The sequence below is a fragment of the Wolbachia endosymbiont of Trichogramma pretiosum genome, from assembly GCF_001439985.1.
Lineage (GTDB): Bacteria > Pseudomonadota > Alphaproteobacteria > Rickettsiales > Anaplasmataceae > Wolbachia.
In genome coordinates, this window is record NZ_CM003641.1 from 1,076,357 (window position 1) to 1,089,917 (window position 13,561).

11 protein-coding genes and 1 pseudogene are annotated in these 13,561 nt (G+C 34.6%); 8 read left to right on the forward strand and 4 right to left on the reverse strand.

Annotated elements, in window-relative coordinates; genetic code table 11:
- Nucleotides 1-10: 10 nt before the first annotated feature.
- Together dusB and wTpre_RS05280 are read right to left on the reverse strand one after the other, a co-directional pair.
- Nucleotides 11-961 carry a tRNA dihydrouridine synthase DusB gene (dusB, locus tag wTpre_RS05275; RefSeq protein ID WP_068652686.1) on the reverse strand — a complete coding sequence of 317 codons (951 nt, stop codon included), beginning with the start codon at nucleotides 959-961 and terminating at the stop codon, nucleotides 11-13.
- Nucleotides 962-968: 7 nt separating this feature from the next.
- Nucleotides 969-2,507 carry a hypothetical protein gene (locus wTpre_RS05280; protein ID WP_245609421.1) on the reverse strand — a complete coding sequence of 513 codons (1,539 nt, stop codon included), beginning with the start codon at nucleotides 2,505-2,507 and terminating at the stop codon, nucleotides 969-971.
- Nucleotides 2,508-2,604: 97 nt separating this feature from the next.
- Here wTpre_RS05280 and serS point away from each other — a divergent pair, with 97 nt between their 5' ends.
- Nucleotides 2,605-3,885, forward strand: a complete 1,281-nt coding sequence (serS, locus tag wTpre_RS05285; protein ID WP_068652690.1) for a serine--tRNA ligase — start codon at nucleotides 2,605-2,607, stop codon at nucleotides 3,883-3,885.
- A gap of 31 nt (nucleotides 3,886-3,916) precedes the next feature.
- Nucleotides 3,917-5,188, forward strand: a complete 1,272-nt coding sequence (gene purD, locus wTpre_RS05290) for a phosphoribosylamine--glycine ligase (protein WP_068652494.1) — start codon at nucleotides 3,917-3,919, stop codon at nucleotides 5,186-5,188.
- Between the two features lie 323 nt (nucleotides 5,189-5,511).
- Here the strand turns inward: purD and wTpre_RS05295 are convergent, their stop codons facing one another.
- Nucleotides 5,512-6,051 (reverse strand): RDD family protein, encoded by a 540-nt coding sequence (locus tag wTpre_RS05295; protein ID WP_068652496.1) that lies wholly within the window; start codon nucleotides 6,049-6,051, stop codon nucleotides 5,512-5,514.
- A gap of 89 nt (nucleotides 6,052-6,140) precedes the next feature.
- Between wTpre_RS05295 and icd the strand changes: the two genes are divergently transcribed.
- From icd to rho, 6 genes and pseudogenes are all read left to right on the forward strand, one after another.
- On the forward strand, nucleotides 6,141-7,568 hold the full coding sequence (gene icd / locus wTpre_RS05300) for an isocitrate dehydrogenase (protein ID WP_068652498.1): 1,428 nt from the start codon (nucleotides 6,141-6,143) through the stop codon (nucleotides 7,566-7,568).
- A 30-nt stretch (nucleotides 7,569-7,598) separates the two neighbouring features.
- Nucleotides 7,599-7,832 carry a hypothetical protein gene (locus wTpre_RS05305; RefSeq protein ID WP_157055022.1) on the forward strand — a complete coding sequence of 78 codons (234 nt, stop codon included), beginning with the start codon at nucleotides 7,599-7,601 and terminating at the stop codon, nucleotides 7,830-7,832.
- 145 nt (nucleotides 7,833-7,977) lie between these two features.
- The gene (locus wTpre_RS05310; RefSeq protein WP_068652502.1) at nucleotides 7,978-8,583 is read left to right on the forward strand and encodes a hypothetical protein; all 606 of its coding nucleotides are present in this window, start codon (nucleotides 7,978-7,980) and stop codon (nucleotides 8,581-8,583) included.
- A gap of 49 nt (nucleotides 8,584-8,632) precedes the next feature.
- A pseudogene (locus tag wTpre_RS05315) lies at nucleotides 8,633-9,397 on the forward strand (IS5 family transposase).
- A 114-nt stretch (nucleotides 9,398-9,511) separates the two neighbouring features.
- On the forward strand, nucleotides 9,512-10,117 hold the full coding sequence (locus wTpre_RS05320) for a cell cycle transcriptional regulator TrcR (RefSeq protein ID WP_068652504.1): 606 nt from the start codon (nucleotides 9,512-9,514) through the stop codon (nucleotides 10,115-10,117).
- Nucleotides 10,118-10,306: 189 nt separating this feature from the next.
- Nucleotides 10,307-11,713 carry a transcription termination factor Rho gene (gene rho, locus wTpre_RS05325; protein ID WP_068652506.1) on the forward strand — a complete coding sequence of 469 codons (1,407 nt, stop codon included), beginning with the start codon at nucleotides 10,307-10,309 and terminating at the stop codon, nucleotides 11,711-11,713.
- A 272-nt stretch (nucleotides 11,714-11,985) separates the two neighbouring features.
- Here the strand turns inward: rho and guaB are convergent, their stop codons facing one another.
- Nucleotides 11,986-13,464: an IMP dehydrogenase gene (gene guaB / locus wTpre_RS05330; RefSeq protein WP_068652508.1), complete on the reverse strand. Its 1,479-nt coding sequence runs from the start codon at nucleotides 13,462-13,464 to the stop codon at nucleotides 11,986-11,988.
- Nucleotides 13,465-13,561: the final 97 nt, after the last annotated feature.

The window sequence follows — 13,561 nt, forward strand, 5'->3', positions numbered from 1 at the left end:
TAATCTGTTTTTAACTAAAAAAATCAATTATGCTTTCTTTCACCTCTGTGCTGTCTATTATGTTATTTACTCTTACACGAAATTCAGATGAGTTGTGAAGCCCGCTACTGTACCATCCTATATGTTTGCGGGCCATCTTTATTCCTGTATCGCTTCCATAGTACTCAAGAATACTGTCATAATGCTTGAGTATTATGCTTAATCTCTCTGGGGCTGTTGGCTCACAAACTTTATTTCCACTCAAAAAGTTTATTACTTGATTAATCAGCCAAGGTTTGCCGTAAGCACCACGACCTATCATTACTCCATCTGCTCCAGAGTCTTTAAGTGCACTTTGAACATCATTCAAACTCTTAATATCTCCATTTACTATAACTGGAATTTTTACCTGCTCTTTAACATTTCTAACGAATTTCCAATCTGCTTGACCATTATAAAGCTGTGCTCTTGTCCTTCCATGTACAGTAATCATCTTTGCTCCCAAATCTTCTGCAATTTTTGCCAAGCGCGGAGCATTACGATTTTCGTCATTCCATCCAGTACGCATTTTTACTGTAACTGGCACACTCACCGCCTTGACTACAGCTTCTATTATCTCAGCAGCCTTTTTTTCATTACGCATAAGTGCTGACCCTGCGTAACCGTTTACAACTTTTTTAACTGGACAACCAAAATTTATATCTATGATTTTTGCACCCATGCCCTCATTTAACTTTGCAGCTTCCGCCATAACATCAGGCTCACAGCCAGCAAGTTGTACAGCGGTTAGTTCATCGACTTTTGCTTTTTGCATGCTCTGGCGAGTTTGCATGATCATAGCTCTGCTTGCAATCATTTCTGAGACTAGCAAACTCGCACCAAGTTTCTTTACAATACTCCTAAATGGATAGTCATTCACTCCAGACATTGGCGCTAAAATAACTGGAGAATCAATAGTTAGATTTCCTACTTGGAGAGACATAGGCTTTCTAGTTGCTAAAAAATGCATTTTTGACATGGTTATAAGATGTTATCATAATATCTTGCACAAATGAACTTGTGGCAGGTTGTGTTTTCTCTTTCTCACTATCTTCAAGATTAATCTGCTGTAGAGCATCATGTAAAATTCCACCTTCAGCAATAGCTTTTTTCCACTCTTCGTCCTTCATAAGTACTTCTGTAAAATCTATTCTTTTTTTTCGCAATTGTTTTGGAATAGGTTTGTATTTTGATAACTCTCTGTCAATTTCATCAAATGATTCATCCTCTTTGAACATTTTCGTAATCGTATGAGCATTTTCTAAAGCAAACACTCCACAATTATAGCCATCTTCTTGCTGCCTAGTTGGTGAGCTTCTTATGTTGTCATCATTTCCTATCTCCAACGTTTCCTGCAATATACCCACTATATAATTTTCATCAATTTGCTTACTAACTAATTTGTTTTTGTGTTCTCTTGCGCAATTTAATGTTTCTTGAACATCATCTTTTTTTTCCTTAAGGATGACATTGTCTGGATTATTTTCTTTTTCCCTTATCAACCCTACGAGTTCATTGTCTAAAGGCTCCATACATTCCGTAGTAATCTCATTAGCAAGACTTATATCACCTTTTATTTTTCCATCAATCTTATTTGGTAATTGAGTGCCAAATGAGTCACAATAGTAAGCTATAAATTGTTTATTTTTTGATTCATATCTACCGACTAATGTTACCCAATGATAATTCCCTATATTAATAACTGCAGTAAATATTTTTTTTGAGTTTTTCCCCTTTACTTCATTTTTGTACTCTTTTAACTTTTCATTTAATGAGTTTACATCTCCAGGAATAAAGAAAAATACATTATCCTTGGAGGATTCTGAATATTGATATTTCACTCTTGCAATATGTGCAATATCATGCTGCCGCAACAAGTAATTATATTTTTTGAGATTTGTCTGATGCATAAGAGTTTGTAAATCTCCATGAAACTCTTTGCCACCCAAACCACTATCTCCTGAAGAATTAGAATTTCTACGACTATTGTTACTTGAGTCAGGTTCACTTTCTGGTGCGATATCACTATCTGTAGATGAAGAATAGGAATTTATACTTACCCTCTTATCAGAATCATTTGTTTGTCTTGATATAGTATCTAGTCCACTATCTAGTGATTTACTTACTGTGAATTTTTGCTCTTTTGGACTCTTTTCTTCCTTTATAGTTCCTTTTTCATCAACACAACCTTTTACCAAGTAAAATAAAGGTTCAATAACCATCTTGTATGTCGCTGCAAGCACTATTCCCATTAAGATCCAAGCTATAGGGTTGGAGATGAACATAGCAAGTGGTAAGGTTAAGAGGAAAGATTCCATTATCAATCCCAAATAGCCAATGGTAAATGTAGTCGCCAAATATATACAAAAAGCGTAGACAGCAAATCTTCCACTAGCCTTAAGTTTAGCGAAGTGAGTACTCTCTTTAGATTTATTGTATCTTTCCATGATGGCCAACATATTATAGATCAAATTTATCAATTCTAGCAAATTATAAAGGTAAAATCAATATTTGCATTTATATGTAAAAATATTGAGCATTCAAAGCTTTTGAAGTAGAGTAATGATGTTAGTAATAGCACAACATATGCATGATATAGAACATATACGTAAAAACCCTAAAGGATTTGAAAAAGCAATAAAAAGCAGAGGGGTGAAAGAATTTACTACAGAAGAAATATTAGAGATAGACCATAAAAAAAGATTACTGACTACTAAATTGCAAGCTTTAAATAAGCAACGAAATGAGGTCACGGAAGAAATCAAGAAGCTTAAAATGAACAAAATCCCATGTGAAGAACAAGTAAAATTATCAAAAAGTATCACAAGTGAGATAGAGACAATCAGCTTCAAGGAGCAAACAGAAAAAAATAAGTTAGTGGGTATTTTATCTAACTTACCAAATATTTCTGCACAAAATGTACCAATAGGTGAAGATGAGAGCTCCAACGTAGAAATCAGAAAATATGGAGAAAAAAGGCAATTTAGTTTTATGCCAAAATTTCATTATGAACTCGGAGAAAGGTTAGGTTTGATGGATTTTGAGCAAGTAGCAAAAATTTCTGGATCAAGGTTTACAATATTAAAAGGACAGTTAGCTAAGCTTGGACGAGCATTAATAAATTTTATGCTGGAAACACATGTTAATGAACTTGCCTATACTGAGGTTTATCACCCAGCCTTGGTGAAAAACGAGGCGATGTATAACGTTGGTCAGCTACCAAAATTTTCTGATGACTCATATTTAACTACCGATAAATTAAGATTAATTCCCACAAGTGAAGTAGTTTTAACAAATTTAGTTGCTGACAAAATAATAGAAGAAAAAGAACTACCTATTCGTTTTACTGCATATTCAGAATGTTTTCGTAAAGAAGCTGGAAGTGCAGGACGAGATACAAGAGGTATGATAAGGCAACACCAATTTGGTAAAGTGGAATTAGTAAGCATCACAACTGAAGACCAGTCAAATGATGAGCTTGAACGCATGACAAATGCTGCTGAGGAAATATTAAAAAAATTAGAACTACCGTATAGAATAATGCTGCTTTGTAGTGGTGATATGGGCTTTGCTGCACAAAAGACTTATGATATAGAGGTATGGTTACCTGAGCAAAATAACTACAGAGAAATATCAAGCTGCTCAAATTGTGGTACGTTCCAGGCAAGAAGAATGAACACTAAATACTTCTTAGAAGCTGATAGAAAAACAAAAAAATACGTTCACACTTTAAACGGCTCAGCTTTAGCCATAGGAAGAACAATTGTCGCCATAATGGAGAACTATCAAAATTCCGATGGGTCAGTTACAATACCAAACGTGTTGCAAAGATACATGAGTAATGATACTGTTATAGGCAAACAATAATTTTGACATATAGAAAAGCGAGGAAGTAAAGATGAAGGTTTTGGTTATAGGTTCTGGTGGGCGTGAGCATGCTTTACTTTGGGCTTTAAAGAAGTCTCCTACTTTGACTAAGTTATATGTTACTCCTGGTCGCCAAGCCATGGAGAATTTTGGAGTTCTTGTGGATATAAATATTCAAGATTCAGTCGATGTTACACAATTTTGTAAGAAAGAAAATATAGACCTAGTGATTATTGGTCCAGAGCAGCCGATAATTAATGGGCTTGCTGATGATTTAACTGCGGAGGGGATAAACGTTTTTGCTCCAAGTAAAGCAGCTGCAAAACTTGAGGCATCAAAGTCTTTTACGAAGGAACTATGTAAACAATACGGTATACCTACCGCCAAGTATGAACCTTTTATTGATGAAAGGTTAGCTAAAAAATTTGTCCGTAGTAATAAAATAAAATTTCCTCTTGTAATTAAAGCAAATGGAATTGCAGCAGGGAAAGGTGTCATAATATGCCACACAGAAAATGAAGCTTTTTCAGCAATAGATTCAATGCTAGTGGAGAAAAATCTTGGTGAGTCAGGTGAAGAAATAATCATAGAAGAGTTTTTAATTGGAGAGGAAGTAAGTTTTTTTGCTCTTATTGATGGGTTGAAGGTAGTCCCCCTTGGGTGTGCAAGAGATTACAAGAGAGTTGGTGAAAATCACGAGGGACAAAATACTGGAGGAATGGGGTCATACTCATCACCTTCGATTATAAGTAAGGAGATGGAGCAAAAAATTATACAAAAAATAATATATCCTACAATTCAAGCACTGACTAACATGGGAACATCCTATAAGGGCGTACTCTTCGCTGGTTTAATGATTTGCAAAGATAGTCCAAAGCTCGTTGAGTATAATGTTAGGTTTGGGGATCCGGAAATACAATCTATTTTACCTAGACTTGATCCAAATTGTGATTTGTTAAAGTTGATGTTGTCAGTTGCAGAAGGCAAGTTAAATACAAAAATGGTGGAGTTTAATCACAAAACTACAGTTTGTGTAGTTGTTGCAAGTAAAGGCTATCCTGGTGATTATCAAAAAGGAGAGGTAATTAAAGGATTGGATAAAATTGAAAACATTCCTGGTGTGCTAGTTTTTCATGCTGGTACTAAGTTGGATGAAAGTGGTGATTGGATTTCCGATGGCGGAAGAGTGCTAAATATAGTAGGAGAAGGAAACACTGTGGAAGAAGCTAAAAGTCAAGTGTACTCAGCGTTAAATTTTCTAGAATGGTCAGGTGGGTTCTTCAGGTATGATATTGGTAGTTAATTTAGCTCATGCAGAAACAAAAAAAGTCACTTTGTAAGCAGTAAACTAAAGAAAAACATGATATCTGTTCAGATTCATGTTAAACCAGTGCCTCTTTTTTTGTCATGAAAGTAGCTGACAACGGGATTCAGGTTGATGAAAGTACACTAGCATAGAAAGTGGTTACAACGCTTTTAACGAGATCGTATGGAAAACTGGATTCCAGTGTCAAGCACTGGAACGAAACCCTCTATTATGCAAATTATCTGCTAATTGCAATGTTCGTACAGATGTGGGTCACGCGTTGGAATAGCACCCTTGGTGGTAATAACTAAAGAAAAATATCAACTAGGTTTATAGTCTATTACTACTTTTTTTGCAATTTTGTCGTGAAGAAATTGTTTACGCTGGTCAAGGATCTTAAATAATATGATTAAGATTGATACAACTATGAATAGACTAGAAATATCGAATAGTGTATAGCAGATTATAAAATATAATACTCCAGAAACTGCTGTTCTTCTTATTGCTTGTATTAGAGTGATTTTTTCAAGTGTATTTTCGCCTTTTACACGCATGCGAAGTAACAATTGTCCTAGAGTATCACCAAATTCTATTATCGTAAATACATAAAATATTAGTTCCAATATCAACCCTATTACTTGCATAGCTACTGCTTTATCTAAAATCATTTCAGTTACATTGAGTGATAGAGAATATGCCAAAGTAAATCCAATGATAAATCCTATAACAAACCCCATTCCCTGTACTAAAATATAATCGATTGCAAATGCAAAAATACGTCTTGTGATCCCTGCATAACTTATTTTAGTATCCATACACTTTCCATATTTTGTTATGCTATAACCAGTATAAAAGTTCATTATTAAATAACCGTAAATATGCTATTTTAGCAACGTTGACCCGCTTTATTATTTGAATTAACATTAAATCATTTACAGTTAAGGAAGTTATGTCAACATCAGTCACAGTTGCGTATGGTGATGGTATCGGACCAGAAATTATGGAAGCGGTGCTGTCGATACTGCGTGAAGCGAAAGCAAAGATCTCAATAGATATTATTGAAATAGGGGAGCGTGTTTATAGTAAGGAATGGTCTCATGGAATTTCTCCGGGTGGTTGGGAATCTATCGAAAGGACAAAGATATTACTCAAATCTCCAACAACAACCCCTCAAGGTAAAGGGCACAAAAGCTTAAATGTTGCACTCAGAAAGAACCTAGGGCTGTATGCAAATATTAGACCATGCATTTCGTATCACCCTGTTATAGAAAATAAATTCGATAAATTTGATGTTGTTGTAATACGTGAAAATGAAGAGGACGTTTACACCGGAATAGAGTATAGGCTCACTGGTGACTCGTACCAATGCACTAAAATTATTACTAGATCTGGCTCAGAAAAAATATGCAGGTACGCTTTTGAATATGCGAAAAAACATAACAGAAAGAAAGTAACTTGCCTGACTAAAGACAATATAATGAAAATGACTGACGGCGCTTTTCATGCAGCGTTTGATCGTATTGCAAAAGAATATCCGGATATAAAGGCGGAACATTATATAGTTGATATTGGAATGGCATGTGTTGCCACAGAACCCGAGAATTTCGATGTTATAGTAACTGAAAATCTATATGGCGACATATTATCAGATATAGTGGCACAAACCTCAGGTTCTGTAGGGCTTGCAGGAAGTAGCAATATAGGTAATGAATATGCAATGTTTGAAGCGGTTCACGGTTCTGCTCCTGATATTGCAGGAAAAAACATTTCTAATCCTTCAGGGCTTTTAAATGCTGCAGTGCATATGCTAATTTACATGGGTCAAGTAGATACTGCAAAACTAATTTACGATGCGTGGCTGAAGACTTTAGAGGATGGAATACACACTGCCGATTTATATAAGAAGAAAAGGAGTAAGCAGAAAGTTGGTACCAAAGAATTTGCAAAAGCTGTTATAAATAATCTAGGGAAAAAACCCACAACGTTATCTGAGCTTATAATTAGCAGTGATTCGGATAGTAAAATAAATAAAGTACAAGATAATTACGAACAAGATTATAAAGTTAAAAAGCTAGTGGGTAGTGATATAACGCTTGCCTGGGATAAATCCAACAATGTTGATCAAATAGTAGGATTATTAGAATCGAGTAATCTGCGGATGATAGCAATATACTCAAAGGGTCTTGCAGTTTGGCCAGGAAGGTCAAAATCTTTAAGTGACCAAACAACTTGTAGGTTTATTGCGAATAGTGAAAAGAAGACTATTACAAATAGTGACGTGAATAATTTACTAATCAAACTCGAAGAAAATAACTTTAATGTAGTGAGAATGGATAAGTTGTATTTATATGATGAAAAAGAAGGTTTTTTCTCTTAATGATTGCTTAAAATATACTAAGGATATAGCTTGTTTATTCGAGATATAGTCATGGGTCAACATTTTAAGTTAACTAGTCGGGAGTTTAATGATAACGCTGACTTGTTTAAAGTATTAGAAATAAAGGCTAAGAAAGTTGTAGACAAGAATTGTGAAGAGCTTAGTTTAATTTTGAAGAAACAGAATAAGAAGTTGATTCTTGTAAATCATCCTTACAAGGGTGGAGATAAAAATAGATTTGATCAAATTTATAAAGCCTATTAAGAGCTAAAAATATATTGAACCTTTGGAATTATGAAATCCTTGTGTTAAAGTTAGTGTTGGTGCTGAAAGTGATGTTAGTTTAACAGCGCTTGAATTTTATTATAGGAAGAAATTATTTGAAAAGTTAAATATCACTAAAGAGGAAGTGATAGGAAAGAATTTTGTTGAGCTTACTTCTGTATTGAAAAAGAAAAATAGCTCACTAGAAGACTTGGAACGCAAAGATAAATTAATTAATAATATAAATTATTGCACAATATATGGCTCACTTTTCGATTCTGAAGTCAGAAAGCTAAGAAATGAGCTTGATAAGCACTTATTGAAGCTTAACATGCAACTGTTTAGTTATATTTCTCCTTTAGAAAAGTGTAGGAATCCAGTAAGGGAAGACAAACAAGCACTAATGCAAAAGTTTATAAAGCTTAGAGACGATTTGCTATCTATTATTTTTAAGGCTAAAGTATATACTTTGCTTCCTTTAGCTCTTGCTGAAGCAATTTATTGTTATTATTTCTTGCCTATTTGGTTAATTTCCAGTAGCACCTTGATGTATTTATGCTTGCCACTATTAGCATTAAATTATATTATGATGCAGTTTTTGGCTTTGTTAACAGAACATTACGAAAAAAAATACAAAAACTATGAGATTTCTACTGACAAGTATATAAGTAGAATGAATTGTATTTACTTATGCTATAGTCTTTGTGTTTTTTACCCTTTGCCTATCTTTTTTACTTCTAAGAGCCTATAAGTGATCTCTGAATATGGTAAGATGAGGTATAGTTGACATGGGGTAAAGTATGAGGAATACATATCCAAGTGACATAAGTTGTGAAAAATTTGAAAAGATTAGACTAATTTTAGAAAGCGTGGGAAAGAAAACAAAGCCAAGAAGATTAGGTTTATACGAGTTATTTTATGGTGTGCTTTACGTACTAAAAAGTGGCTGTCAGTGGCGAATACTTCCAAAATAGTTTCCAAGATGGCGAAATTGTTACGATTACCTCAAGAAATGGAGTAAAAAAACGAATGAAGATGGAGAAAGTGTTTTAGAAATTGTCTTAAAAAATTGATTGGAGAGAACAGTGGTAGGAATACCAAAACAAGCTTCTGCATCATTGATGCCCAAAGTGTAAAAATACCGGTACTGCTGAAGAAAAAGGTTATGATGCTGGCAAAAAAAATTCAGTAATAAAGCGTCATATCGCAGTTGATACACAAGGTTTGACACACGCAATTCATATAACAACGTCAGAAATAACTGATCGTAGCAGTGCTTTAACAATGGTTAAAAATGCTAAAAAGTCTCTCTGAAGTTAAAAACATACTGGTTGATGCATGCTACACTGGAGAAAATTTTGCAACACAGATGAAAGTAACTATTGGTGCAACTGTCGAGGTGAAGCGAATTACACACCTTTGCTGTATTGCCAAAAAGATGGGTTGTTGAGAGATCTTCTTTTCCTGGTCGGAAAAATGTAGGCGACTTTGGAAAAATTGCGAGCGTAAACTTAATACTAGCCTACAAATTTGCTTTTACTTCTTTCCTCCTCAAAAGATTATGAACAGATTATAAGAGATAAGAAATATAAACCAAAAAGCTATTGGATGACAAAGTTAATGCTTTTTTAGTTTTAATGGTTTATACTTTATTTCTGTAATGGTAAAGGAATATTAAAATGGGGGATGTTTTTTCGATGTCGATGGAATCTTCTAAAGACAATAAAGATAGAAATGAACAATTTCTCATGCAAGTAGCTGCTTGGTTGGTTGATAACACTGGCTTAACTTTTGATCAAATAGCACAATGTTGCAAGTTATCCCTTAAAAAAGTGCAAGACATAGCTGATGAGGAAATAGAAGTTAAAAAGTATGACCCTATTCTTTCTGAAATAATTACTGAAAAAGAAATCGATAATTGCAAAAAAAATCCAAATCGTGTACCAAATTTGATTATAAAAAATATAAAAAAAAGGGCAAAGCCGGTTGGCTTTCTTGCCTTTACTTCTACAGCAAGACGTAGAGATAAACCTAATGCGATTTATTATTTGGTAAAAAATTTTCCTATCTTGAACAATAATGTGATAGCTAAGCTAGTTGGTACAACAAATTACACAGTTGAGCAGGTAAGAGATAGGTCTCATCATAACATAATCAATATCAAACCTCAAGATCCTGTACTACTTGGTTTGTGTAGCCAGGAAAATTTAGAAGCGGAAGTAGAAAAAGCAAAAGTAGAAGAGGAGAAGAAACAAAGATTAAAAAATATAAATAATAGCTATTGATGATTCTCAAATTCTTGTGCTTTGTTAATATTAAATTGACTTATTAGTTTTTATCAGTATGATGCAGGTAAAGTATCTAGTTTAATAATAATTGATTCTAAATACGCATTAAAAACTAGCTCAGCCTAATTTATTGTTTTATATTCACATTTTAGGTTAGTAAGCATCAATTAAAATTTTTGGAGGATTATGACAACAATCAATGAAGATGTCTTAGCAAAAGGAGAGGTTGTAGGTCAACCTGAAAAAAGCGAACAAATTCATAATGCTGACGAAGTAAAACAAATGACCAGTGAAGCTGCTGAAAAGAACAAGAAAACGTTGGACCTGAGCGAATTGAAAGAGAAAACAGCAGAAGAGTTGTTAGAGCTAGCTGAAGAAAGAAAAATTTCAACCAGTGGTAAAGGCAATGGCAGGATGCTAAAACAGGAAATGATATTCAGTTTAATGAAGAAAATAAGTGAAGAAGGAGGCATAACCACAGGAAGTGGAGTAGTGGAAATACTACCTGATGGTTTTGGTTTCTTACGTTCATCAAGTGCAAATTATGCTCCAAGTACCGATGATGTTTATATTTCCAATGGCCAAATAAAGAAGTTTAATTTACGTACAGGAGATATGGCATGTGGAGAAATAAGGCCACCTGGTGACAAGGAAAGATATTTTACTTTAACTAAGGTTCATAGTATAAACTCTACTGAAATCAGTGAATTAAGAAAGTACGTACATTTTGATAATTTGCTTCCACTTTATCCTGAAAAAAGCCTCATCCTTGAAAACAACAGTAGCGGAGATAATAAAAAAGATATAAACATGCGTGCTGTAGATATAGTTACACCTCTTGGAAAAGGACAAAGAGCATTGATAGTTGCTCCACCTCGTACAGGAAAAACGATATTGCTTCAGCAAATGGCTCACTCTATAGCTACAAATCATCCTGAAATAGAACTAATAGTATTACTTATAGATGAAAGACCCGAAGAGGTGACAGATATGATACGCTCTGTCAAGGGTGAAGTGGTAAGCTCTACATTTGATGAACCTGCTTACCGTCATGTCCAACTTGCTGAGATAGTAATAGAAAAAGCTAAAAGAATGGTTGAACATAAAAAAGATGTAGTGATTTTGCTTGATTCTATAACTCGCCTTGCACGTGCTTATAATGCAGTCATTCCTTCGTCTGGAAAGGTTCTAACCGGTGGTGTAGATTCAAATGCGCTGCAAAGACCAAAACGCTTTTTTGGAGCAGCTCGTAATATTGAAAATGGTGGTTCTTTGACAATCATCGCTACAGCCCTTATAGAAACTGGTTCAAAAATGGATGATGTTATTTTTGAAGAGTTTAAAGGCACAGGTAATGCTGAAATTATACTAGATAGAAAACTTGCTGATAAACGTATATTCCCTGCTATTGATATTACAAAATCCGGAACAAGGAAGGAAGAGCTATTAGTTGATAAGGCTATACTAAATAAAATATGGGTATTGCGTAGGATACTTAACCCTATGGGATCTGTTGAAGCAATGGAGTTTTTACGTGACAAATTACTTGTAACAAAGAGCAATGCTGACTTTTTTAACTCCATGAATCACTAAAAGTAAGCCAATTCTAATGGAGCAAAAAAGCAAAGCTCTCTTATAGCTAAAATAATTTGGATTTATCAAAATATATTGAGCTGGCAATCTACCTTAAGTTGCTATTCCAACTTATAGCACTGATTTTGATCAAAAATTTTATGTAGTCAGTTTATTTACAATCGATTTTCCAGTGTCAGCCACTTACATGACGTCTTTTTGACTCTTAATATTAATATGTTTATACAATTGCGTACCAGTGTTGAAATGACACACTCAAAAGGGGATTGTATTTACTCTGAATCAGATGACAAATTAGATGCTTGGTAAGCGTAATTTGGAGCTTCCTGTGTGATAATTATATCATGAGCGTGACTTTCTCTTAACCCTGATGAAGTAATAGTGACAAATTTGCAGTTTTTTTTCATCTCTTCTATATTATGGTTGCCAGTGTAACCCATTGCAGCTTGCAACCCACCAATTAACTGACAGATCACTCCTGAAGCTGGACCTTTAAAAGGCACTCTTGCTTCTACTCCTTGTGGGACTAAATCAAGTTTTGAATCTTGAAAATAACGGCTAGCTGAACCTCGTTTCATTGCACTAATAGATCCCATTCCTCGATATTCCTTATATGCTCTACCCTTATACATAATAATCTCACCTGGGCTTTCCTCAGTACCAGCAAAGATTGAACCTATCATCACAGTATCAGCACCAGCTGCAATAGCTTTTGCAACATCTCCCGAATATTTTATTCCACCATCAGCAATTAGTCTGACGTTTTTTGTTTTACAAACCTCTGCAATATTCTTGATCGCAGAGAACTGTGGCATACCAACGCCTGTAACTATTCTGGTAGTACAAATTGATCCTGGCCCTATTCCAACTTTCACTGTATCAACACCAGCATCAATCAACGCTTCAGCAGCTTGTGTTGTTGTGATATTTCCGCCGATTAATTGAGTATTCGGATACATCTTTTTTATTTCCTTAATAGTGCTGATAACGTTCTGGGAATGACCGTGAGCGGTATCTACAATAACCACATCAACTTCTTCTTCGATCAACGCTTCACATCTTTCTATACCGTCTTTTTTACCAGTACCAATTGCAGCGGCAACTCTGAGTCGACCTTTACTGTCTTTACATGAATTTGGATATCTATTGTATTTTTCGATGTCTTTAACTGTGATTAGACCTATGCAACAAGAATTTTCATCAACAACCAAAAGCTTCTCTATTCTGTTTGCATGCAACAATTTCATTGCTGAGGCGCTGTTTACTGCCTGCTCTCGAACCGTTACTAACTTATCCTTTGTCATTACCTCGGAAACTTTTATATTCATGTTCTGGTCTTCAATAAACCTCACATCTCGATTAGTTAAAATTCCCACCAACTTGCGTTGATCAACTACAGGAATGCCGGAATAATTATACTCTCTCATTAATGCAACTGCTTCTGCAACTGTTTTATCTGGGGAAATTGTAATCGGGTTATACACGATCCAGCTTTCATATTTTTTCACTCTTCTTACTTCTAACACTTGTTCATCTATTGATAAATTCTTATGTATGCAACCTATTCCACCATGTTGGGCAATAGCTATTGCAAAGCCTGATTCAGTGACAGTGTCCATTGCAGAGGATATGAGAGGAATATTTAGTTCTACATTATTTGTTAAATAAGTTCTTGTGTCTGCATCACGAGGTAATACATCAGAATAGGACGGTAAGAGAAGTACATCGTCAAACGAATAACAAGCTTCCATTTTTTTTCATATGCTTTATTTAAAGCCTATACGCCAATTAATGAAATTGCAATAGAGCTTTTGCAAAATTAGCCTGGATCCAGCTATTTTTAGATCA

Excerpts from the sequence above, each read along its gene's own strand:
- guaB (WP_068652508.1), bottom strand. The coding sequence starts at position 13,464 with ATGGAAGCTTGTTATTCGTTTGACGATGTACTTCTCTTACCGTCCTAT.
- dusB (WP_068652686.1), bottom strand. The coding sequence starts at position 961 with ATGTCTCTCCAAGTAGGAAATCTAACTATTGATTCTCCAGTTATTTTA.
- purD (WP_068652494.1), top strand. The coding sequence starts at position 3,917 with ATGAAGGTTTTGGTTATAGGTTCTGGTGGGCGTGAGCATGCTTTACTT.
- rho (WP_068652506.1), top strand. The coding sequence starts at position 10,307 with ATGACAACAATCAATGAAGATGTCTTAGCAAAAGGAGAGGTTGTAGGT.
- serS (WP_068652690.1), top strand. The coding sequence starts at position 2,605 with ATGCATGATATAGAACATATACGTAAAAACCCTAAAGGATTTGAAAAA.
- wTpre_RS05295 (WP_068652496.1), bottom strand. The coding sequence starts at position 6,051 with ATGAACTTTTATACTGGTTATAGCATAACAAAATATGGAAAGTGTATG.
- wTpre_RS05320 (WP_068652504.1), top strand. The coding sequence starts at position 9,512 with ATGGGGGATGTTTTTTCGATGTCGATGGAATCTTCTAAAGACAATAAA.
- icd (WP_068652498.1), top strand. The coding sequence starts at position 6,141 with ATGTCAACATCAGTCACAGTTGCGTATGGTGATGGTATCGGACCAGAA.